This is a genomic window from Pseudomonas sp. 01L34, from assembly GCF_056400265.1.
Genome location: NZ_JBFTSX010000002.1, coordinates 220,974 through 242,976, shown reverse-complemented (window position 1 = coordinate 242,976; position 22,003 = coordinate 220,974). Strand labels below are relative to the sequence as shown.

19 protein-coding genes and 1 pseudogene are annotated in these 22,003 nt (G+C 59.2%); 10 read left to right on the top strand and 10 right to left on the bottom strand.

Annotation, left to right across the window (positions count from 1 at the left end):
* Window position 1: 1 nt before the first annotated feature.
* Genes AC1DQM_RS05520 through AC1DQM_RS05500 form a run of 5 tightly spaced genes read right to left on the bottom strand, consistent with a single transcriptional unit; the run spans window position 2 to window position 5,980 of the window.
* Window positions 2–1,156 carry a PAAR-like domain-containing protein gene (locus AC1DQM_RS05520; RefSeq protein WP_138867311.1) on the bottom strand — a complete coding sequence of 385 codons (1,155 nt, stop codon included), beginning with the start codon at window positions 1,154–1,156 and terminating at the stop codon, window positions 2–4.
* Window positions 1,156–2,193, bottom strand: a complete 1,038-nt coding sequence (locus AC1DQM_RS05515; protein WP_138867312.1) for a hypothetical protein — start codon at window positions 2,191–2,193, stop codon at window positions 1,156–1,158. The genes AC1DQM_RS05520 and AC1DQM_RS05515 overlap by 1 nt, the downstream gene beginning before the upstream one ends.
* Window positions 2,193–3,305 carry a DUF2169 family type VI secretion system accessory protein gene (locus AC1DQM_RS05510; protein WP_138867313.1) on the bottom strand — a complete coding sequence of 371 codons (1,113 nt, stop codon included), beginning with the start codon at window positions 3,303–3,305 and terminating at the stop codon, window positions 2,193–2,195. Before AC1DQM_RS05510 ends, AC1DQM_RS05515 begins: the two co-directional genes overlap by 1 nt.
* A 15-nt stretch (window positions 3,306–3,320) precedes the next feature.
* Window positions 3,321–3,767: a DUF6484 domain-containing protein gene (locus AC1DQM_RS05505; protein ID WP_028940907.1), complete on the bottom strand. Its 447-nt coding sequence runs from the start codon at window positions 3,765–3,767 to the stop codon at window positions 3,321–3,323.
* Between the two features lie 11 nt (window positions 3,768–3,778).
* Window positions 3,779–5,980 (bottom strand): type VI secretion system Vgr family protein, encoded by a 2,202-nt coding sequence (locus AC1DQM_RS05500; RefSeq protein ID WP_138867314.1) that lies wholly within the window; start codon window positions 5,978–5,980, stop codon window positions 3,779–3,781.
* A gap of 656 nt (window positions 5,981–6,636) precedes the next feature.
* Between AC1DQM_RS05500 and AC1DQM_RS05495 the strand changes: the two genes are divergently transcribed.
* The 3 genes from AC1DQM_RS05495 to AC1DQM_RS05485 are packed head-to-tail and all read left to right on the top strand — an operon-like array spanning window position 6,637 to window position 10,961.
* Window positions 6,637–7,656: a substrate-binding domain-containing protein gene (locus AC1DQM_RS05495; RefSeq protein ID WP_018927759.1), complete on the top strand. Its 1,020-nt coding sequence runs from the start codon at window positions 6,637–6,639 to the stop codon at window positions 7,654–7,656.
* On the top strand, window positions 7,644–10,664 hold the full coding sequence (locus AC1DQM_RS05490) for an EAL domain-containing protein (RefSeq protein WP_138867315.1): 3,021 nt from the start codon (window positions 7,644–7,646) through the stop codon (window positions 10,662–10,664). Before AC1DQM_RS05495 ends, AC1DQM_RS05490 begins: the two co-directional genes overlap by 13 nt.
* Window positions 10,665–10,691: 27 nt before the next feature.
* The gene (locus tag AC1DQM_RS05485; RefSeq protein ID WP_168206163.1) at window positions 10,692–10,961 is read left to right on the top strand and encodes a hypothetical protein; all 270 of its coding nucleotides are present in this window, start codon (window positions 10,692–10,694) and stop codon (window positions 10,959–10,961) included.
* A gap of 67 nt (window positions 10,962–11,028) precedes the next feature.
* Here the strand turns inward: AC1DQM_RS05485 and AC1DQM_RS05480 are convergent, their stop codons facing one another.
* Window positions 11,029–12,102: a methyl-accepting chemotaxis protein gene (locus AC1DQM_RS05480; RefSeq protein WP_412548363.1), complete on the bottom strand. Its 1,074-nt coding sequence runs from the start codon at window positions 12,100–12,102 to the stop codon at window positions 11,029–11,031.
* Between the two features lie 219 nt (window positions 12,103–12,321).
* A pseudogene (locus AC1DQM_RS05475) lies at window positions 12,322–12,594 on the bottom strand (PAS domain-containing protein); the annotation flags it as partial.
* Between the two features lie 296 nt (window positions 12,595–12,890).
* Here AC1DQM_RS05475 and moaC point away from each other — a divergent pair.
* The 7 genes from moaC to AC1DQM_RS05440 all read left to right on the top strand — a co-directional run bounded on the left by moaC (window position 12,891) and on the right by AC1DQM_RS05440 (window position 18,215).
* Window positions 12,891–13,364, top strand: coding sequence for a cyclic pyranopterin monophosphate synthase MoaC (gene moaC / locus AC1DQM_RS05470; RefSeq protein ID WP_138867683.1), 474 nt, complete (start codon window positions 12,891–12,893; stop codon window positions 13,362–13,364).
* Window positions 13,361–13,606 (top strand): MoaD/ThiS family protein, encoded by a 246-nt coding sequence (locus AC1DQM_RS05465; RefSeq protein ID WP_018927765.1) that lies wholly within the window; start codon window positions 13,361–13,363, stop codon window positions 13,604–13,606. The genes moaC and AC1DQM_RS05465 overlap by 4 nt, the downstream gene beginning before the upstream one ends.
* Window positions 13,607–13,610: 4 nt before the next feature.
* Complete coding sequence (moaE, locus tag AC1DQM_RS05460) at window positions 13,611–14,057, top strand: molybdopterin synthase catalytic subunit MoaE (RefSeq protein WP_018927766.1); 447 nt, start codon at window positions 13,611–13,613, stop codon at window positions 14,055–14,057.
* Window positions 14,058–14,111: 54 nt separating this feature from the next.
* Complete coding sequence (locus AC1DQM_RS05455) at window positions 14,112–14,555, top strand: CopD family copper resistance protein (protein WP_018927767.1); 444 nt, start codon at window positions 14,112–14,114, stop codon at window positions 14,553–14,555.
* Window positions 14,556–14,674: 119 nt separating this feature from the next.
* Complete coding sequence (locus AC1DQM_RS05450; RefSeq protein WP_026286546.1) at window positions 14,675–16,060, top strand: oxygen-independent coproporphyrinogen III oxidase; 1,386 nt, start codon at window positions 14,675–14,677, stop codon at window positions 16,058–16,060.
* Complete coding sequence (hemN, locus tag AC1DQM_RS05445; protein ID WP_138867317.1) at window positions 16,044–17,432, top strand: oxygen-independent coproporphyrinogen III oxidase; 1,389 nt, start codon at window positions 16,044–16,046, stop codon at window positions 17,430–17,432. The genes AC1DQM_RS05450 and hemN overlap by 17 nt, the downstream gene beginning before the upstream one ends.
* A gap of 39 nt (window positions 17,433–17,471) precedes the next feature.
* Window positions 17,472–18,215, top strand: a complete 744-nt coding sequence (locus tag AC1DQM_RS05440; protein WP_018927772.1) for an SDR family NAD(P)-dependent oxidoreductase — start codon at window positions 17,472–17,474, stop codon at window positions 18,213–18,215.
* A 186-nt stretch (window positions 18,216–18,401) separates the two neighbouring features.
* Here AC1DQM_RS05440 and AC1DQM_RS05435 read toward each other — a convergent pair whose 3' ends face one another.
* The 3 genes from AC1DQM_RS05435 to nirJ form a co-directional block, all read right to left on the bottom strand.
* On the bottom strand, window positions 18,402–19,895 hold the full coding sequence (locus AC1DQM_RS05435) for a nitrite reductase (protein ID WP_138867318.1): 1,494 nt from the start codon (window positions 19,893–19,895) through the stop codon (window positions 18,402–18,404).
* The gene (gene cobA / locus AC1DQM_RS05430) at window positions 19,892–20,731 is read right to left on the bottom strand and encodes a uroporphyrinogen-III C-methyltransferase (RefSeq protein WP_138867319.1); all 840 of its coding nucleotides are present in this window, start codon (window positions 20,729–20,731) and stop codon (window positions 19,892–19,894) included. The genes AC1DQM_RS05435 and cobA overlap by 4 nt, the downstream gene beginning before the upstream one ends.
* Window positions 20,732–20,801: 70 nt before the next feature.
* Complete coding sequence (nirJ, locus tag AC1DQM_RS05425; protein WP_138867320.1) at window positions 20,802–21,980, bottom strand: heme d1 biosynthesis radical SAM protein NirJ; 1,179 nt, start codon at window positions 21,978–21,980, stop codon at window positions 20,802–20,804.
* Between the last annotated feature and the right edge of the window lie 23 nt (window positions 21,981–22,003).

Here is a 22,003-nt window from a genome sequence, read left to right as displayed (position 1 = left end):
TCTAACCGTTCATTAACGCGGTGGACCGCGCCAGCACGCCTTTCTTCGCCCTGCCTGTTTTCCCCATCCCGTAAGAGGAAGGGCGTAAGGTCGCGTTCGGGTCGGTCCGCGCCTCCTGATGGTAGTCCATGAGTTGTGCCTTGAGGCATGCTTCCGAGCAGCCCTTGAAAGTGGTGGAGGCTGATTTCGCACCTATGGTTGCGGCTTCATCTAGGCTCATCTCGCTAGATCCACGGGCCTTCATCGCCACCTTGCGTCTTGCCGAGAGCACCCCGTGAGTGCTAACCGTGGCCGCTTCGCCTTCGGCGCACAGACAGGGTGCCTTGTTGGAGTCGTAATTGTCCCAGCCCGGTCTTTTTCCACCACTCTGACGGTCCGCTCCGGCCTCGACGATGCATTTCACTTCGATGAGGTGGTCGGGCGTCTGGCCGGGACAGCAATGGCCGCTGTCGTAGGGGGTGAGAAAGCAACGCATTGCCCGCTGGCAGGGTCTCTGCGAGGCGCCGCCCAGCCGCCTTTCTAATTGCCTAATGTCTTTACGGATATTATCCAGCGTCTGTTTGTTCGCCCCACCCCTGCGCTCCCTGTCAAATTTCTTGCGCTCATCGGCCACCTGCTGGCCCTCAGGCGGGCAGGTCGCCTTCCGGTTCAGATCGTCCCCGCAGGCCTTCTTTGCAGCGTCGATCTCGTTGTTGCACTGGCCCGTCTTCATGCCGAGCGCCATGCGGTCCAAGTATGTCCAAGGTACAGTATTACCCGGATCGGAAGCGTGGTTATGGGTCGTCATATCCATATGCCGAACCACATTCTCCCCCTCGAACTTCACATCCATCGACCAGGAGGTGAAGTACACCTTGCCTTTGATCTTACCGGTGATCACACCCTTCTTCGGCGCACAGCCTGCTTCATCTCCATAGCTGGTCTTGAAGTAACTCTTGTTCTTGAGCATCACTTCCTTACCACTGATCTTCACCGTCCGACTTCCCTTGGTCGTGTCCTTGGCCATGCCGGTATTGGGGTAGGGGATCGGCACCCCGGGCGGGGTGGGCGGAGCCTGGGGCGGGGTGAAGCAGACATCCGGAAAGCAGGCGATCGACTTGCCAGCCGCCGCCTTGCAAGAAACTTCCATATTGTTGGCGTAGACCTCATTCGCCATCACGCAGCCCTCACAGTCTGGTAACTGAGCATCGCGGCGGCGCGTTCGCCGGCGTCGTTGCCCAAGTGGCAGAAGATATTCGGGCCTTCGCCATAGCCCTTGCGGCTGGCGGCCAGTGCCACGGCGAGCATCGCCGGGCCGATGGCGGCGCCGACTTCGCCGATGCAGTCGGCGGGGTGCCAGAGGTGGAAGAACTCCTTGCGCACGCGCAGGGTGCGGCTCAGGGCCAGGGACGCTTCCTTGAAGTAGTACTGCTCGCCGGAGATGTCGGTGAGCCGATAATCCATTTGCTCCAAACCACAGCCGACTTCGCTCAGGGCGGCGCGTACGGCTTGAGTCAGGCCGTCGGCGCGAAGGGGAATGTCTTCGGCCTCCACCGTGGCCTTCTCCATACCGAACCCCAGGCCGATGCAGGCCAATTGCGGCTCTTTGCTGGCAACGGGGGCGGCCAGCACCACGGCGGCGGCGCCTTCGCCGGGGATAAATCCGTTGGAGTTCTGGCTGGTGAGCAGGCGTTCGCGTGCTTCGAAAGCGGCCAAGGTCGGTCCGTTGAGGAAGGAGTCGACGCCGGCAATCAGCACATGGCGATGGCCGCCCTGGTAGATCAGCGTGCGTGCATTCAGCAGGGCCACGGCAGCGCTGACCCGACCACGGGCAATGACGTTGGAACCGGGATGAAAGCGCAGGCCCAGTTCGGCTTCGATGGCGTGCAGCAGCCCCTTATCGAGACCATCGAGGCGGCCGGGGCGCTCGACTTCCGCCACCCCCAGCAGCAGCGGGGTCTTTTCCGGGTCGACGTTGGGGGTGCTTTGCAGCGCCTCGGCGATGGCGCGGGCGGCCATCTTGATCAGCTTGGTGCGGCCGCGCCAGGGCTGTTCCAAAGGCACGCTGGCGGCAATCAGCCATTCGCCGCCTTGGTCGATAAAGCGGGTTTCCTGGAAATTGTCGATGGCGCAGCGGATCGCCGCGCAGCTCGCGGGTGCGCTGAGGCCGACAGCACTGACCATGCCGGAGCCGATGATGCAAAGCACGGTCATCAGTCCGTCTCCTCGGGTGTGTGCTTGTCTTTTACCAGGGAGGAGAGCGACGGGTAGTAATCCTTGCCCAGTTCACGGGCGCGCCACCAGCCCGTGGACATCGTGCCGACCAGCACCTGAGCGATCTCGAACATGTTGCGCCGTAGCGGACGGGCGACACGCCAGGTCAGCTGCACCTGGAGCGCGTCGGTGTCGATCAGCAGGGTGTCGATCACCGCCTGCACAGTCTCATGACCGCCTTTTTTCAGGAAGAAGGTCACCGGCACGTCGATTTCGGGGATGCGAAAGCCCGCGCGCTCCTGGGGCGTGAGGTTGAGCAGCAGCACGTCCTCGCCGCCTCGCAGATAGTGGATCTGCTGATCGTCAGGGGCCGCCTGAAAGTAGCGGCGGTCGAAATCACTCGGCAGAAACGGAAAGCAGTCGGCCAACCAGGCATCGTCGTAAGTACCGGCGAAGCGGGCGCGTTGCGGCCAGCTGCGGCCGATGGGGCCGAGGGCCATCGGGCGGTAGTCGCCAGAGGGACTGTCGATCGCCTTGCCCAATTCCTCGGTGTTCGGCATCGGCATGCCACCGATATCAGCACTACCCATATGGCGTGGGAACCAGCCACAACCGGTCGGATTGTCCAGGTAGCAGTGACGCATTTCGGAGTCTTTGGCCATCGGATGACTGCCGCCAAAGGCCTGGGCATAAGAGATGTGCTGCTCGGTGAAGGGCTGCGGCAAGCCGGGAGAAACGCCCAATAGCCCCGGTTGCCACTGCCGGGGGCCGAGGACGGAAAAGGCTTTGCTCATCTGACCGACGCGAATGCCCGCAGCCAGTTGCCTCACGGGCCGCCCGCCTGGGGCATAGGCCTTGCCTCGCACCAGCACATCGCAGAATGGCTTGATCGGGGCGAAGTCCATTTCCTGCAGCGGGGCGCTGAGACCAGGCTCGCCGAGGAAGGTATCGGCCATCAGCAGCGGTTGCTGGCTGTCGGCGAGGGTCGCCGCGCGGCCGTCCAGCGGCAGATTGAAAGTGCCTTTGGCCACCACCACCAGGGATTCGCGGCCATCGGGCTCCATGCCCTGGGTATAGGCAGCAAGCAGTTTGCTGGCGTTGAGCAGTTCCATGGGCCGAATACCTGTCTAGTTGATCTGCACCGAACCACCCTTGATGCGGTTGACCCCGCTGGAGCGGCTGGACAGGTAGGCGCCCTGGATAATCACTTTGCCCGCTCGGGTCAGGGTGATACTGGCCTTGCCGCAACGCAGCACGATCTCGCGTTCGGCACTCAATTCCAGGCGCTGGTCGTCCAGTTGCACGCAGGCAACCGGTGCGGGCGCCGCGGTCTGGCCAAGCAGGCGGCCGATCACTAGCGGGCGGAAAGGGTCGCCATCTTCGAACATCAGCGCCACCTGGGTGCCGATGTCTGCAGGGGCGAGCAGGGTGGTGCTGCGGGCGGCGATGCTCTGTTCCTCGGGGCAACCGGGGTAGGTCACCAGGGGCGCACTGGCTTGCGGCAGGTCGAGCAGGACGCCGATGACCACGCCATCGATGCGGGCCTGGGTGGGTAGTGGGTATTGAACCGTCATACGCGTGACTCCTAGTTTTGCAGGATCTTGCGTCCTTTGATCACCACGTTCTTGTTGGCCTTGATGTTGATCGCGCCAGAGCCGTCTATGGTGATGTCCTTGCCGCGGATGCTGATGGTGCCGTCCTTCTTCATGACGATGCTGGCTTTGCCGGTGGTGATGGTCACCGAGTCACCGGCATCGATGACAAGGTCCTTGCCCACCGTCAGCGCATCGTTGTTGTCGATATCGGTCGTGCGTCCTGCACCGACCTTGCGCGATTCGTTTGCCTTTACCGTGGTTGAAAGATTGGCACCCACGTCCACCGAGCGGTTGGCGCCCACATTGGTCGACTGGTAGAGGCCCACATTGACGTTTTGGTAGGCCCCGACATTCACCGTTTGAAAGGCACCGATGACAACTTCCTGCGCTGCGCCGATGGCGATCGTCTCGTTGATACCTACCGCATGGGTGCGCTGCAGGGTCACGGTCGCGGTTTCGTTGGCGCCGACGCTGATCGTGCGGTTGCTGCCAATGTTGATGGTCTCGTTGCTGCCGACGCGTTCCGTACGGTTGACGCCAATGGTGATGGTCTCGTTGTTATCGACGGTTTCGGTGCGGTCGTGTTTGACGTGCACGGTTTCGTCGTTGTCGATGCACTTGCTGCGGTCGTGGCCGACCCAGTGGGTCTCGTCGTTCTCGACCTCGATGTCCTGGTTCTTCTCGGCGTGGATAAACAGTTGCTCCGCGCCTTTCTTGTCTTCCATGCGGATTTCATTGAAGTTGGCCGGTGAGCCGCCCTTGCTTGAACGGCTCTTCACGCCGCTCTGGGTGGCATTGGCCGGCAGCGTGTAGGGCACGGTCTGTTCGGCGTTGTAGACGCGGCCGGTGATGATCGGCCGATCCGGGTCGCCTTCGAGAAAACTGACAATCACTTCCTGACCGATTCGCGGGATCTGCATCGCCCCCCAGTTCTTGCCGGCCCAGGCCTGGGAGACGCGCATCCAGCAGGAGCTGTTCTCGTTGGATTGGTCGTGGCGATCCCAGTAGAAGTGCACTTTGACCCGGCCATACTGGTCGGTCCAAATCTCCTCGCCATTGGGGCCGACCACCACCGCGGTCTGTGGCCCTCGGACAATCGGCATGGGGGTCAGGGGGAGGGGGTGGAAAACCTGGCTGGCATCCATGCAAGCGAGTTCGCCCACGAACTGCTCGGAGAGATCCTGGGTGCCACTTTCATAGGGCTCCTGGTGGATGTGGTAGCGCGCGCTGACCACCAGGTATTCGCGGTTCTGGTCTTCGCGCTCATAGCCGGTCAGCGAGAACAGGTGGCCGGAGCCCAGTCCGCGGGCACGGCCGCGCAGTTGTACGCGCTCGAACTGGCTGTGGATGGCTTCGATGCGGGTACGCGCATAGTGCTCGCCGTCATTGCTCTGTGCGTATTCACCGGGGTAGTCGTAGAGCGGGTAGTCGCCGTTGCTGTGGCTGCGCGACACACTGGAGCGCACCTCAAGGTTGGCGCGGGGGCGCTGGAAGTCGTAATCGTTGAGCTCCAGCGAACCGGGTTGGACTTCCCGCGTCAGTTGCCAATCGTAGAAATGATCGCGCTCGCGCATTTGCCGATCGGGTGGGTAGAACGGCACTGAGTCGTAATCTGCCACCGTGGAGTGGGCGCCATAGGCGTCGGCCAACACCAGTACATGACGCGCTTGCTCATGGCGGAAGTAGTAATAGATCCCTTCCTGTTCCATCAAGCGGCTGACGAAATCGAAGCTGGTTTCGCGGTACTGCACGCAATATTCCCACTGGCGGTAGCTGCCGCTCAGGCTGTCTTCGAAATCGGAAAAACCGAGGTCGCGGAACACCTGCTTGATGATGTCCGGCACCGTATTGTTCTGGAAAATCCGGCAATCCGAGGTGCGCGTGAGCAGCCAGAACCAGGGCCGCAGGCTGACGTGGTAGCCGGCGAACTGGCCATGGCCGGTCAGTTGTCGACAGCTGCAGGCAATGCCGTGGAAGTAGCGTTTGCCGCCGTCGTGCAGTTCCAGGGTCAGGCCCATCGGCTTGCCCAGCAAATGGTCGAACGTGATCGCCCGGTCTTCGGAGGTGAGGTTCAATTCGTAGTGGAACAACCGCCCCAATTCTTCGTTGCCTTCCATGCTCCGCAGCAGCAGGACATCGCCGCCGAGGGGGCAGTTGACCTGCACCAAACGGTTGTTTTGCGTGATTGCCATGCACGGCTTCCTCTGCCTCGTGTTTGGGCGTCAGTCGGCCGTCTCGAATACATAACGCAACGTACGACTGAATCCGTTTCCAGCGGATTAACCTTTTGCCCAACGCCTCTTTGGCGTTATCTCTAATCCTTACAATTCAAGGAAGTGTTAGCGCTGTTCAATTCTTGTCAAGAAACTCTCCGACCAGTGGGGTGAACACCGAGGCGTTTCAAGATCGGTGATCGGAGGTCATTATTTAGTATCTTTGGTTATAGGCTTTATTCTAAAAAGTGAGTACCCGCGCAATTTATTCAGCGCGAATTCAATCGTGCTTATGAAGAGCATCTTTCAAAGTTGCGTAAAGGATGAGTACTGTAAAACTAAAGTTCGCGCACTTTTAACCACCGAAGACCTGATGACAGCAGAACCGACTATCCTTTCGGATAGTGAACGCTGCACTCTTGGCAAAAAGGGACGCCATGCCAGACTATGATCGCGCCATCGGCTCCACACCCGGCATTACATACGGTGATCGAACCTGTCTGATCGGGCCCTGGTTACTCAGGCCCTGGCTACTCCGGATGGCTTCAATTACGGTTTTCTGTCTTTTCACGGCAACACCCGGATACGGCCAGAACCTGCCAACCGCGGCAGGTATCGAAAACGCCACGGTAACGGTGATTCAAGCGCAGGAAATCGTTTCCAGGGCCACCCTTGAAGCCGTTCGCTGGAGCGGCCCTGAGTCCGGCCCGAAAGCCCAGCGGGGCAAGAGCATCGCCCTTGTCGCAGAGGATTTGCGTAACGGAGGCATCGTCGGTGTCGCGCAGGGCGCTCGCGAGGCAGCCAAGGCGATGGGCTGGACGCTGAAGATATTCGATGGCGCTGGATCATCGGCCGGGCGCGCAAAGGCCTTCTCCGATGCGCTGGCAGAGAAACCCGACGGCCTCATTCTGTGCGGTTCCGATGCCCTTGAGAACAATGCGGCGCTGATCCTCTTCGCCAACAGGGATGTGCCGGTGGTTGGCTGGCACGCCGGGGCACGCCCCGGGCCGATTGACGGCACGCCGGTGGCCATGAACGTCACGACCGACCCGCTCGAAGTGGCTCGCCTCACGGCCATGGCGGCAGTGGCACAGTCAAACGGACACGCCGGCGTGGTCATCCTGACCGACTCCAAGTACAGCATCGCCATGGCGAAAGCCAAGGCCATGGAAAACGTCATTCGGGCCTGTCGAGAATGTACGTTGCTGGAAGTGCGCGATGTGGCGATCTCCGAAAGTGGCGAGAAGATGCCGGCGCTCACCAAGGAGCTGCTTCAGCGCTATGGCAAGCGCTGGACCCACACGCTGGCCATCAACGATATCTATTTCGACTACTCGATTGCCTCATTGACCAACGCCGCAATGCCCAGTGACGGCATCAGTCTGTTATCTGCCGGTGATGGCAGCGCCTCGGCTTTCTTGCGCATACAGGCAAAAACCTACCAGACCGTCACCGTGGCCGAGCCGCTCAACCTGCATGGCTGGCAAGTGATGGATGAATTGAACCGGTTGTTTGCAGGGCAGCCGGTGAGCGGCTTCGTAGCACCGATTCACTTGGTCAATGCCGACAATATTGCTTTCGACGGCGGGAAGAAATTCCAGTACGACCCTGACAATGGTTATCGAGACATTTATCGCCACCAATGGAATCCCTGACATTGGACGTTATTTCCCGGCTCGGACGCCGGCTATTGCCGCAGTCGTTGCGCGCACAGTTCACACTGGCGTTCCTGACGCTGGCGCTGCTGATCCTGGCGGGTGGTGCCACAGCGGTCTACGCGTTGCGCACGTCAAACAGCGCCACCCGCCAGCTGACGGATGAACGACTGGTGCGCATGCAAAATGGGCAAGACATGGTGCAGCGGACCTTGCTGATCGAACGCCAGACCGATCAGCTTCTGACAACCCGTTCCCCCGACGCCCTGCGTTCAAGCTATGCGGCGACCGTCGAACAGCTTGAAGCCCTTGATCAACTGGTGCAGGAGCTGACTGCCGCGAACAGTGGCGAGGCGATACTCGACATGCATCAGTCGAGTCAGATGTTCCGCAATACCGCCAACATCGTTGCGCAACTGCGAGAAAGCCTGTTGCAGACCGAGGTCACCTTCGAGCAAGCCCTGGAGGATCACGCTGCCCGGTTAACCGCGACCAAGTCCCGGTCCAGCCTGGAACTGGCGGTGTTACTTTTCGATCTGCCGCAGGCTAATGACAGTGATGCCGTGCAACGGCTGCGGATCCGATATGAGCGCCTGTCACGCGCCGCTGGCAAGTTACCCGACGCTGATGGGGAAACGCCCGATCTCTTCTCCCTGCGCCTGAGACTCATCAATCAGCACAGCGTCATCCAGCGCTTCAATGAGGAGTTGAAGAATGAGGCCGGGGTTCTGGTCGCGGTGGCCCGTGCGCAATCCAGTGCTTACACCGAAGACTATCGCGAAGCCGTGCAGCGCCTGGTCGAGGCCTCAAATCGTAGCCAGCAATGGGTGCTGATCATGTTGGGCGCCAGCCTGGTGTTCGCCTGGTTCGTGACCCGGGTCTTCATGGGCCGTCATGTGCTTGTGCGCCTGAATGAAATAAGCCGGCAATTGCGTCAGGAACGCACTGACAAAACGCATTTGATGATGGTGGAACATGGGAAAGACGAGATCGGCAACATGGCTCGCGCGGTGAATCAATTCCTCAAAGACCGTCTTCAGCTGGAAAAAAAGACGGTCCAATTGAGTATCGCCACAGAGCGGCTCGCCCTGCAAAACAACCGATTAGAGCAAGAAGCCATCATCCGTGCCGGACAAGGTCATGTCCTGGAGCTGATCGCCAGGAGCACCGAGCTTGCAGAAGTCCTCGAGAGTCTGGCTCACCTGGTCGAGTCCCAACTGGAGGGGATGATGGTGTCCATCCTGGTGCTGGATGAGGATGGCAAACACCTGCTGCACGGGGCTGCCCCCAGTTTGCCGAAAGCCTATAACCAGCTCATTGACGGGATTGCGATCGGTCCAAACGTCGGCTCTTGCGGCACCGCGGTGTATCGACGAGAACCGGTCATCGTCACGGATATCGAGCTGGACCCGCTGTGGGAGGAGTACCGATCAGCCGCTGCGCCCTATGGATTTCGCGCCTGCTGGTCGACGCCGATTCTGTCCCATGAGCGAAAGGTATTGGGTACGTTTGCCTTGTATTCCAACACCGTCCGCAGCCCTAGCTCGACCGAGACGCGACTGATCGACATGGCGACACCTCTTGCCGGTATTGCGATAGAACGCCAACTGACCGAAAAGCGCATTCGCTATATGGGCGACCATGACGCACTGACCGGGCTGCCGAATCGCACACTGCTCGAAGACCGTCTCAAGCAGGCAATACTTTATGCCCAGCGCTACAGCCGGCTGGTGACGGTGGTGTTTCTCGATCTGGACAAATTCAAACTGGTGAATGACAGCCTTGGGCACAGCGCTGGAGACGTACTGCTGAAAACCGTCGCCCAGCGCATGCAGGAGTGTGTGCGCCGCACCGACACCGTCGTGCGACTGGGTGGCGACGAGTTTGTGATCATCCTGTTCGACCAGCCCTCAGACCTCGACGGCGTTACTCCAGCCCTGCACAAGATCCAGGAAGCCATCCTGCAGCCGATTCAGCTCAGCGGGCATACACTCCACGTCACCTGCAGCATGGGGTTGGCCACCTACCCAGCCGACGGCAGCGATACCGACACGTTGCTCAGCAATGCGGACGCCGCCATGTACCGGGCCAAGGAACTGGGTCGCAACAGTTACCAGTTCTATACGAGCGAGATGAATAACAAGGATCAGGGCAAGCTCGCCATGCAAGACGGGCTACGAAACGCACTCAACCATGACGAGTTCCTGCTGCTGTACCAGCCACAGGTGGATTTGCAGTCAGGTCAGATTATCGGCGTAGAAGCACTGATCCGCTGGCAGCATCCCGAACTCGGCATGGTGTCTCCAGTCAAATTCATTCCGCAGGCCGAAGAGACCGGGTTGATCGTGCCCATAGGCGATTGGGTGATTCATACCGCGTGTAGACAGAACAAGGACTGGCAGGATGCGGGCTGGCCGCCGATCACCATGTCGGTGAATATTTCAGCACGCCAGTTCATCGAAAGGGACCTGATCGACCGGGTGAGGCATGCCTTGCAAGAGACCGGTCTGGACCCGATGTACCTTGAGCTGGAGCTGACCGAAAGTCTGATCATGCAAGACCTTCAGCAAGCCATCAGCAAAATGAAGGAATTGCAATCAATGGGGATCAGTCTGTCGATCGACGACTTCGGCACCGGCTACTCCAGCCTCGCGGCATTGAAAAGCTTCCCCATCGCAAGACTCAAGATCGACCAGTCTTTCGTGCACGATCTGCCCGACAACGAGAACGACAAAGCCATCGCTACCGCAGTGATTTCGTTGGGGCACCAACTGAACCTCAAGGTCATAGCCGAAGGTGTCGAAACCGAAGAGCAGCAAACCTTCCTGCGTGAAAACGGCTGCGATGAAATTCAGGGCCACTTTTTCAGCAGAGCGGTCAGCGCAGAGGAAATCAGTCTATTACTGCGTACGCCCCGATTGCCTCAATCGAGCTGTATTACCAGCCCTGACGCGGTAAGGCGAAAACGCGATGTAAAACGTCCACGCAGTCCAATGCCCGGGCATTAATGACTTGGCGTACGGTAAAACGCTGCTGTGTCGACCTGCGGCAAAAAAGGCATCGGCGATTTTTCTGCTGCTCACCCAACTGGTGACCAGAGAAACCACCAGAGTGGCCAGCACCGGACGACGGAATTTCGCTTCAGCATTTTTGATGGACTGTGGCATGGCACGCTCGGCATTCAGCAAGAGAGAAAACTTGCATCTGGCATGAACCATGGTGCCAATCTCGATGAGCCGGGTAGTGTGGCAGGGGAACGACCTATGAAGGCCGTCCCCATGCCGATTGTGGCGCAAACCACTTGAGGTCGGTGCTCTCGCGTATTTTCGCCGGTCAACTGCGAGCTTCTTCGGTCAGCTCAAACACCTCTAGTCATCGATTAAAGCGCTCGACCAATGAATACTGAGTATTAGCCGTCCGGGTCAATTCCTTGCTTAACTCTGCCGAATGATGGGCCTGCTCTGATGTCTGATCTGCCAGGTGCGCGATGGTGGTGATATTACGGCTGATTTCCTCTGCAACGGCGGTTTGCTCTTCAGTGGCTGCTGCAATTTGGGTTGTCATATCAGTGATATTGGCGACCGCTTCACTGATACCTACCAACGCTTTGTCTGCTTCAAGCACCCACGTCACACCTTCTTCGGCCTGACGGCGACCACTTTCCATTGTTTGCACGGCGTTATCGGAAGACATCTGGAGCTTGGTTATCAGGCCATGGATTTGCGTCGTGGATTCAGAGGTGCGCTGCGCCAACTGACGCACCTCGTCCGCCACCACGGCGAAGCCTCGCCCCATATCACCAGCGCGCGCAGCTTCGATCGCGGCATTCAAGGCCAGTAGGTTGGTTTGATCGGCAATGCCTTTGATGACATCGACCACGGTTCCGATTTCATTGCTGTCCTTGGCCAACTGCGCGACCGTCTGCCCGGTTTCGCCAACCACTGCGGACAGTCGCTGGATCGCTTCGCGGGTATCTCGGGCCACATCGCGTCCGCGTCCGGTCAGCAAGTTAGCTTCTTGGGAGGCGTCAGCGGTGCGTTGGACATGGCTGGCGACTTCTTGTGTGGTCGCCGCCATCTGATTGACCGCTGCGGACACTTGTTCGGTCTCGACACGCTGGCGATCAAGACCCCGTGAGCTGTCGGCGGCCAATACATCGGACCTCCCGGCTAGTCCGCTGAGTTGCTCCGCGGTGTCCTGCAGACGTGTAAGACAGGTCTTCAGGCGCGCGGCCTGGCTCACAAAGGCCGTTTCAAGGCGTGCCTGAGGGCCACACTCGTCGCTGTACATTTTCGCGATCAGTTGATCGGAGGTGGAGGGTTCAGCCATCTGTAGCAAGCGCAATGTCCCCTGTTTTTGCCAGCGCGTGACGATCAGTCCGAGCGGTGCAGAGACTGCTGCGGTGATGGCAATGGCCACGAAGGTGTTGAGTAAGACACCACTCAAAGCCCCCGCCAAGCCCATAACCAGGAATGGCAACCAGCCAAGCAGGGCCGGTTGCCACTTGTCACGCGCGGGGATGGCCGCCTTGCCCTGACTGATGCGCTTGTAGAGGGATTCGGCGCGGTGAACTTGTTCGGCAGTGGGTTTGACCCTGACTGATTCATAGCCAACCACTTGGCTGCCTTCGAAAATCGGTGTGACGTAGGCATTGACCCAGTAATGGTCACCGTTTCTGGAGCGGTTTTTGACAATGCCCATCCACGGGTTGCCTTGCTTAAGAGCGCCCCACATATGGGCGAATACAGCAGGAGGCACATCGGGATGGCGGACGATATTTTGCGGTGCGCCAATCAGGTCGGCTCTGTCGAAGCCACTGATTTCTACGAAGGCGTCATTGCAGTAAGTGATGACTCCTCGAGCATCTGTTGTCGAGATGAGTTTCTGTTGAGGTGCAAGCGCGACCTCACGTTGCGTAACGGGTTGGTTGTTCCTCATTCCTGCAGCTCCCTGGGTCCGGTAAAAAAGCCATCGGCAGACGCCAGGAAAATGTGAGTGATTTTTTTAAAATTATATTTAACAACAATGAGTTACATAAATTTTGCTCGTTGGAAATCGGGTCCCGCTTAGATTTTTTTCCAGGTCCGTCCTCGACATCCAGGTTTACGCAAGGTTGTAGGAATGGCCTTGTCTGGATTACTTGATTGACGTCAACCGCCTGTGTCGGCCTGCGCTGTATTCTGCGCTGAAACCGACTGTTGGTAGCGCAAGGCTTATTGCTCATGACTGAATTGATGCTGACTCACCTCGACTCACTGGGACGCGTGCGAATGGTCGATGTTACGGATAAATGCGTGACGTCCCGAGAAGCCGTGGCTGAGGCATGGGTTCATATGCTTGCCGAGACCCGACAACTGATTGCCAGTGGTGCTCACCCTAAAGGTGATGTATTTGCGGTAGCGCGGATCGCCGGCATTCAGGCGGCCAAACGCACGAGCGAGTTGATTCCGCTCTGTCATCCGCTGCTTCTGAGCAGTGTTAACGTTGAGTTGAGTTTTGAAGGTGACCAACGCGTACGCATTGTTTCTCGGTGCAAGCTGTCCGGACAGACCGGCGTCGAGATGGAGGCACTGACCGCCGCCAGTGTGGCGGCCTTGACCCTGTATGACATGTGCAAGGCCGTGGACCGGGGCATGAGTATCGAATCGGTGCGGCTGTTGGAGAAACAGGGTGGTAAGAGTGGCCGGTATCAGGCGCCGCAACAATGAAGCTGAATGTTTTGTATTTCTCGCGGTACCGCGAAACGCTTGGCCTGGACGATGAAACGATTGAAGGTGATTTCACTTCTGTCGATCAGTTGCGTCAGCACCTGATACATCGGTCTGGCGTCTGGCAGGTGCTGGCCGAACAGAACCTCATGTGTGCCCGCAATCAGGACATGTGTGGGCTCGATGAGCCGTTGATAGACGGTGATGAAGTGGGTTTTTTCCCAACCGTAACGGGAGGGTGATTCGATGATTCGAGTGCAGACAGAGCGCTTCGAACCCGGCACCGAAATCAATGCCCTGCAGGCTTTGAGCCTGAATGTCGGTGCCGTGGTGAGTTTTGTCGGGTATGTACGTGACACCAACGTCGGACAAGAAGTCGCCGGGATGTTTCTTGAGCATTACCCCGGTATGACCGAAAAGGTCCTGGGCAAGATCGCCGACGAAGCCCGACAGCGCTGGCCGTTGCTCGGACTGGTGCTGATCCATCGAATCGGCGCGCTGCAACCGGGAGACCCCATTGTCTTTGTCGGCGTCAGCAGCAGTCATCGTCAAGCGGCTTTTGATGCCTGTGCGTTTGTAATGGATTACCTGAAAACCCGAGCGCCATTCTGGAAGAAAGAACAGGTGGCCGAGAGTTCCCATTGGGTCGAGGCTCGCCACAGTGATCGCGAGGCGGCGCAACGATGGGAGTGACGTTTCCCTCGCGGTGAGTGGAACGTGTTCAGCTGTATTGAGAGCGAGAATCCCATGCTCTATCCGCTGTTTCTGACATTGCACCTGTTTGCCGCGATGATTTTCATCGGCACGGTATTCTTCGAAGTCCTGTTCCTTGAAAGTATCCGCAAACAACTGCCGGTCAAGGTCATGTTACTGGTCGAGCAGGGTGTCGGTCGACGTGCACGCACCTTGATTCCATGGGTCTTGCTGGTGTTGTTCGGTGCCGGGTTGGGGATGGTCTGGCTGCGCTATTTACCGGTCCTTGCCACACCAATGGCCTCATCGTTTGGCACGTTGCTGATGTTGAAAATCGTGGTGGCCGTCAGCGTACTGCTGCATTTCCTGGTCGCCATGTTTTTGTTCAAAAGTGGCCGGATGAGTGCTCGATACCTGCATTTCATCCATGGCAGCCTGTTCTGCCACATGGTTGTCATTGTGCTGTTGGCCAAGTGGATGTTTTACCTGACGTGGTGACTGGGCATGCCTGGTGTCCGTTGCGCGACAAGCACTTTGCTCGCGCTTGATGCAAATCAAGGAGCATGGGTCGCCAGGCTCCGACACTGGCGGTCCGCAGCCAGTCTCGGAGACCCGTTATGCTCAATTCGTTTCACAGCCCTGGAGAGCTGAACGTCCGGTGCGATCAAGGCGTGCTCGACCCCAACGGCCATGTCGACACTGAAAAATTTCACGACGGCATCGGCTCTCTGGATTTGCATCGTGCATTGCGCGTCAGCCGTCAGAAGTGCCGTCCGCTGTCGCTGAACGTGCAACTGCCTTCTAACCTCAAGCGTGCCTTGTGGTCCCCTCGCGAAACTTCATGCGAGCACAGTGGTGTCGAACACTATCTTCAGCGTCTGCAACATGAGATCGACCTCGTCGGTTGTCATCTGGGAGCCGGGCAGCGGGTCGAGCAGTTCCATCTGGGGGGCGGAACACCCGCCATCGCCCAACTGAGACGGCTGATGAATCACCTTCGTGGCCGATTCAACTTTCTTGGACATGAGTGCGGTGACTACAGCATAGAAGTGGACCTTCACCATACGGATTGGTCGACCATGGGCATGCTGCGTGACCTGGGGTTCAACCATGTCAGCATCGGCGTTCCGGACATCGGTGCCGACCGTGCGATGTCGGTGGCCTGCTACCAGAATCCGGCACCGATCCATTCGCTTATCGATGCCGCTCGGACCTTCGGCTATCGATCCATCAATGTCGATCTGGGTTATGGCCATACCTGGCAGACGCCAGAAAGTTTTGCGCTGAAACTGGCGACCATCATCGAACTGGAGCCGGACCGGCTGCTGGTGTTTGACTATGCCCGGCCACCCCAACGCTATCGGCCAAAGACTGCAGACACAATCGGGGCGTTTTGCAGCGAGGAAGATAAAGGCGCCATGCGCCGGATCTGCTTTGAACAGTTGATCGGCGCCGGTTATCACTACATTGGCCTGGGGCAGTTTGTCCGACCCGATGACGATTTGGCGATTGCTCAGGAGCGCGGCCGATTACGTCGCAATTGTGAGGGGTTTACCCGTCACGGGCATTGCGACCATATCGGGTTCGGTTTGGGCGCTATCAGTCAGATCGACGGTTTGTATGCGCAAAACACCGACGAACTGGAACGGTACCAGCAGCAACTGGACATGGACCAACTGCCGACGAGTCGTGGCTGGCGCTGTGAGGAAGGGGATCAGGTCAGGCACATGGTCATGGAACGCCTGGCGTGTGATCTGGAGCTGGATATCCAGGCAATCGAGAGGCGTCATGGAGTCATTTTTCGCCAGTACTTTTTCACCGCCTGGCCTGTGCTTGAGCAATTGAGCCGTGACGGGTTGATTGAACTGTCTGACCGTTTCATCAGCATTCTTCCGGCCGGTCGGCCGCACGTGGATGCCGTCTGCAACCTGTTTGAAAAGGATTCGGACGGTGCGGGGCATGAACCCCATTACGAATGGATTGATCATGACAACTTCATTTGATTTCAATCGTGCCCTGGTCGAAAAGTATGACCTCCCGGGGCCGCGCTATACCTCTTACCCGACCGCGCCGCAGTTTCATCAGGCGTTCGCCGTCGATGACTATCAGCGTGCGGCCTCGGACAGCAACCAGGCGACAACGCCAAAATCGCTGTCGGTGTACATCCACATCCCGTTCTGCAAGAGCCTTTGTTACTACTGCGCCTGCAACAAAATCATTACCCAGAAAACCCACCGCGCCGTCGAGTACCTGACGTACCTCAAGCGCGAAATCGTGATGCAGGCTGCCTTGTTCGACCGCACCCGCAAACTCACGCAACTGCACCTGGGAGGTGGCACGCCGACCTATTTGACCGGCGAACAACTGGCTGACCTTATGGACTGCCTGCACCAGGCATTCGACATGGACGACAGCGATGACCATGAGTTTTCCATCGAGGTCGACCCTCGCACCATCAGTACGCAACAGATCCAGTTGTTGCGTCAGTTGGGGTTCAATCGTTTGAGCTTTGGCGTACAGGACTTCGATCCCGACGTGCAGGCAGCGGTCAATCGGCAGCAAAGTGAAGAGCAAATCCATGCGCTGGTCGCTGCGGCGCGCCAGGCGCGATTCAAATCGATCAGTGTCGATCTGATTTACGGCCTGCCATTGCAAACCGTGCAGAGTTTCGATGTCACCCTCGGCAAAATCATCGCGCTGCGTCCGGACCGGATTGCCGCCTACAGCTACGCCCATCTGCCGGAACTGGTGCGCGCACAACGGCTGATTCGTTCGGCCGACATGCCGCCACCGGAGCGCAAACTGGAATTGCTTGAACTGACTGTCCGTCGTCTGACTGAGGCCGGTTATATCTATATCGGCATGGACCATTTTGCCTTGCCGGACGATGAGTTGGCGTTGGCCCGGGCCAATGGCACGTTGCAACGCAATTTCCAGGGTTATTCCACCCATTCCGACTGCGATTTGATCGGTCTCGGGGTGTCCTCCATCGGCAAGGTCGGCGACAGCTACAGCCAGAGCGTCAAGGAGCTATCGCAGTACTACGCCCGCATTGATCAAGGCTTGTTGCCTGTGCATCGGGGTTACCGGTTGAGCGCCGATGATCGTCTGCGCCGTGAAGTGATCAGCGATCTGATGTGCCACGGCCGGATCGACTTCGGCAAGTTTGAAGCGGGTCATGACATCTGCTTTACCGATTACTTTGCCGATGCGCTGATGCAACTGGACGAGCATGTTCGCGATGGCTTGCTGCAGATTCACAAAGACGCGTTGGTGTTGTTGCCCCACGGGCATTTGATGATGCGCAGCGCCGCGATGGCGTTTGATGCCTATTTGGGCGCTGATCAAAAAGGCCGGTTTTCACGTACCGTTTGAAGTCCCCAGTGCTGGCGTCCGCGATGCCAGGAGGAAATGATGAGAACCGAGTTTCAGGATCGTTTGGCGGTGGTCACGGGTGCCAGTTCCGGGATAGGCCTGGCCCTGTGTGCGGCGCTGTTGCCGCGCGGGGTCAAGGTGCTGGCGATGTCACGGAAAATCGGGGAACTGCCGGCCTTGCAGCAGATCTATGGCGAGCGCTTGCAATGGTGTGCCGGTGACGTGACCTGTCAGGATGACCTGCAGGCGCTGGCCCAACGTGCATCGACACTGGGCCAGGTGGATTATCTGGTGCCCAACGCGGGTATCGCCGAAATGGCCGATAGCCTCGACATGCCGGCCTTCCAGCGTCAGTGGGCGGTCAACGGCGCCGGGGCGTTGAATACCCTGGCAGCGTTACGCGGGGAGTTGGCGAGTCCGGCTTCGGTGGTGTTTGTCGGCAGCTTCCTGACCGGCTCGAGTTTTCCCGGTCTGGCCGCCTGCATTGCCAGCAAGGCCGCGCTGGCGGCGCAGGCGCGCACGTTGGCGGTGGAATTCGCGCGTTATGACGTGCGCATCAATCTGGTCTCCCCGGGGCCGACCGCGACCTCGATGTGGGACAACCTGGGGTTGAGCGACGGGGAACTCGACGACGTTGCCGGCACCCTCGGCAAACGTCTGCTGCCCGGTCATTTCCTCGATGCGTCTGCGGTGGCCAACGTGATTGTTTTTCAGCTGTCTCAAGGCGCGCGGGGTGTTTATGGTCAGGACTGGAAAGTCGATAACGGTTATACCCTGAGCTGAAGAGGTGAACACAAACCCTGTGGCGAGGGAGCTTGCTCCCGCTCGGCTGCGTAGCAGTCGTAAAATCAGCACCTGCGTTTAATCTGAATGTACGCAGTGACTGCTTTTAGGGCCGCTTCGCGCCCCAGCGGGAGCAAGCTCCCTCGCCACAAGTGCGATGTGTATTTCGATGTTCAGACACAAAATCTAGTGCGACGTACCCTCGGCAAACTCGATTTTATTGCCCACGTTGTACTTACCCGACGGCTTGTTCATCGGCAGGCGTTTGACCTCCTTGAGGGTGTTGCTGTCGTAGACGATCAGCGCACCGTCAGTGGCCCAGATACTCAGCAGCAGGTAGCGACCGTCGCGGGTGAATTCGACGTGGGCGGCGGTCTTTCCGGGCATCGGGCGCAGGGTGTGAGCGATTTCCAGGGTCTGTTTGTCGATCAGGTGGATCGCATCGTTGTCGGGGCCGAAGAACACGTCGGTCCAGGCATACCGCGAGTTGACGTGGCTGCGCATGAAGAAGCCCGGCCCCAGGGTCGGTATTTCCTTGAGCAGTTTCCAGGTCTTGAAGTCGATGACCGAGATCAGGCCCTTGCTGATGTTCGGCGTGGCGAACACCCACTCACCGTTACGTTTCCAGTAGGTCCCGGACCCCAGGTGCGGCATGCCCGGCAGTGGAATGTCGGTGACCACCTTGCCACTGTCGAGGTCGATCACCTGACCGCCCTTGGCCTTGCGCGACGTGGCCAGCAGTTGCTTGTAGTCCGGTGAGAAGGAAAAGTCGTCCAGCATATCTTCGGCGTGGATCCGTCGCGGTTCGAAATCCGGTGTGCCGGTGCAGGGCAGTTCCCAGACTTCCTTCACGTCCTTGAGCGCCACGATGAAGCTGTCCCGTGGCGGTGCGGTATAGACCGCGCTGACCCGTGACGCGGTGCCGTCCTGGCCGATCGCCGGAATGGTTTTGACCAATGACAGATCACGGGCATCGAGCACCACCAGGTTGCCCGGCAAGTAGTTGCCCACCAGCACCCATCGGCCGTCCTTACTCACCGCAAGGTTGCGGGTGTTGAGCCCGGCGCGGACCTCGGCGATCAGTTTCAGGTTATGCAAGTCATACAGGCTGATCCAGCCATCGCGAGAGGCCACGTAGACGAAGCGTCCGTCCGGCGAAAACTTCGGCCCGCCATGCACTGCAAAGTGCGAAGCGAACCGTGCAAGCACTTCAAGGCGGTCGCCGTCGAGGATGTCGATGTGATGATCACCGGCTTCCACCACCACAAACAGGTTCAGTGGATCGGCGCGATGCTGGGGCGTGTCGGGCAGTTTGTTGATATCGGCGAGAACCGAATGACTGCCGCGAATGTCATCGTTGCTCCAGGTGGGTGGGGTGGCGGGTGGTTGCTGGAGGTAGTCCACCAGCGCGTCGATCTGCGTGGCGTTGAACACGTTGGCATACCCGCTCATCTGACTCGCGGGACGACCGTCCTGGATCACGCTGCGGATTTCGTCGGGTTTGATCCGGCTCAGGCTTTCCGGCAGCAAGGCCGGTCCCGTACCGCCGAGACGATTGGCGCCATGGCAGCTCTGGCAATGCTGTTGGTAGAGATTGGCGGCCGTGTCGTTGGGCGGAACCGCTGTACCGGCATGAGCCGCGCCGATCCATAACAATGGGGCAAGCACCATGCGCCTCATATCGCCACCTTGCGCTGGCGTTGCAGCGCTGGGGCGGAGGAAAAACGCGCCGGGTATTGCTGCTGTTGGGCAGCGAACAGATCGACCACTTTGCCGATCACCGCAAGCGTCGGAATGCCAGGTGGGCATTCCCGCGCCAGGGTCGGCAATTGGTGCAGCCTGCCTCGGGCAACGTGCTGGTCGGGACGCGTGCCATTGCTGATCAGCGCCGCCGGTGTCTCGGCGGGCATTCCGGCTTCGATCAAGCGCTGGGCGATAATCCCGAGATTTGACAACCCCATGTAAAACACCAGGGTCTGACTGCTGTCGACGAGGCTGCTCCAGGGTAATTGCAACTCACCATCGTGTTGCAAGTGCCCGGTGATGAATCGACAGGAGTTGACCAGATCCCGATGGGTCAACGGAATGCCAGCGTAAGCGCTACACCCGGAGGCGGCAGTAATGCCGGGGACCACCTGGCAGTCAATGTTGCGTTGCAGCAGATACTCCAGCTCCTCGGCGCCACGGCCGAAGATGAACGGGTCGCCACCCTTGAGCCGGACCACACGCTGCCCCAGATCGGCGAGGTCGGCGAGTAGTTCGTTGATCTGATCCTGAGGCAGGCTGTGGCAGCCGCTGGCCTTGCCGACGTAATGCCGGGCGCAGGTGAGGGGGATCAATGCCAGCAGCTCGGGGCTGATCAGGCGGTCGTAAACCACGGCGTCGGCTTGCATCAACAGGCTCCAGGCGCGCAGGGTCAGCAAGCGTGGATCGCCGGGGCCAGCGCCGACCAGGGCGACTTCGCCCGGTCTGAACGGGGACTCAAGTGCAGCCGGTAAAATAATCGATGGATGCATGGGACGTCCTTGGTACTTCATCAGGTGGGCCGGCCCCATCCTTTGTCAGATGGCTCGCCAGGCGGGTGCTTCAGTGCATGACGCAAGGGATGGTCGTTAATGGTGGTATGCCGATTTCTTCATCGCTGAGGTGGCATCCGGGGTCCTGGCCCCAGAGATCACCTTCGGCCCAGGCGCGGGTGCGGGTATTGCCGTTGCAGATGCTGAGCCAGCGGCATTGGCCACAACGGCCACCCACGGCGCGAGGATGCGCGCGCAGTTGCTGCAACAAGGCGTCCGGGCGGTCCAGCCACAGCGTGCGAAACGGTGTGTGCCGGACATTGCCCACCGAGTGCTGCCACCAATAGGTGTCGGGGTGAACTTCGCCGGTGTTGTCGATGTTGGCGATGCCGCTGCCCGAGGCATTGCCGCCCCAGGCGCGGAGCATGTGTTCCAGGCGCCGGTAATGCTCGGGTAGATGCAGGCCTACCCATTGCAGCAGGAGAATCGCGTCGGCATCGTTGTTGCCGCTGACAAAATCGCTGTCGCGACCGTGCTGGATATCTTCCCAGGCCCGTTCGAAGATCAGCGTCATCGCCTCGCGGCTCATCTGCTGCCGGGCGTCGAGCTGGCGGCTGCGTTTGCCGCGACCGCTGTAGTTGAGGTGCGACAGATAAAACTTCTGCACGTCGTATTCGCGCATCAGTGCCAGTAATTGCGGCAGCTGCGCATGATTCTCCTGGGTCAGGGTGGTGCGCAGGCCGACGCGAATGCCCTGTTCGCGACAGAGCCGGATCGCCCGCATGGAACTGGCGAAGCTGCCCTTCAATTGGCGGAAGGCGTCATGGGTGGCTTCCAGGCCATCGATGCTGATCCCGACATAGTCGAAATTCGCTGCGCGGATCTGCGCGATGTTCTGCTCATCGATCAACGTGCCGTTGGTGGACAACGCCACGAAGAAACCCTTGGCGCGGGCGTAGGCGCTGAGCACAAACAGATCGTCACGCAGCAGGGGTTCACCGCCGGAAAGAATCAATACCTTCACGCCGGCATCGTGCAGATCGTCGATCACGTTCAGTGCGGCGGGCGTATCCAGTTCGTCGCGAAAGACGCTGTCGGCGGACGTGGCGTAGCAGTGCTTGCAGGTCAGGTTGCAGCGCCTGAGCAGGTTCCAGATCACCACCGGCGGCCGGTTGCTGCCCGGTGGGCTGGTTCTGGGGGCGGGCACCTGGCCGGTCAGGGCACGCAGGTATTGGCTGATCCTCAACATGCAACTCTCCTTGAACCAGCGCG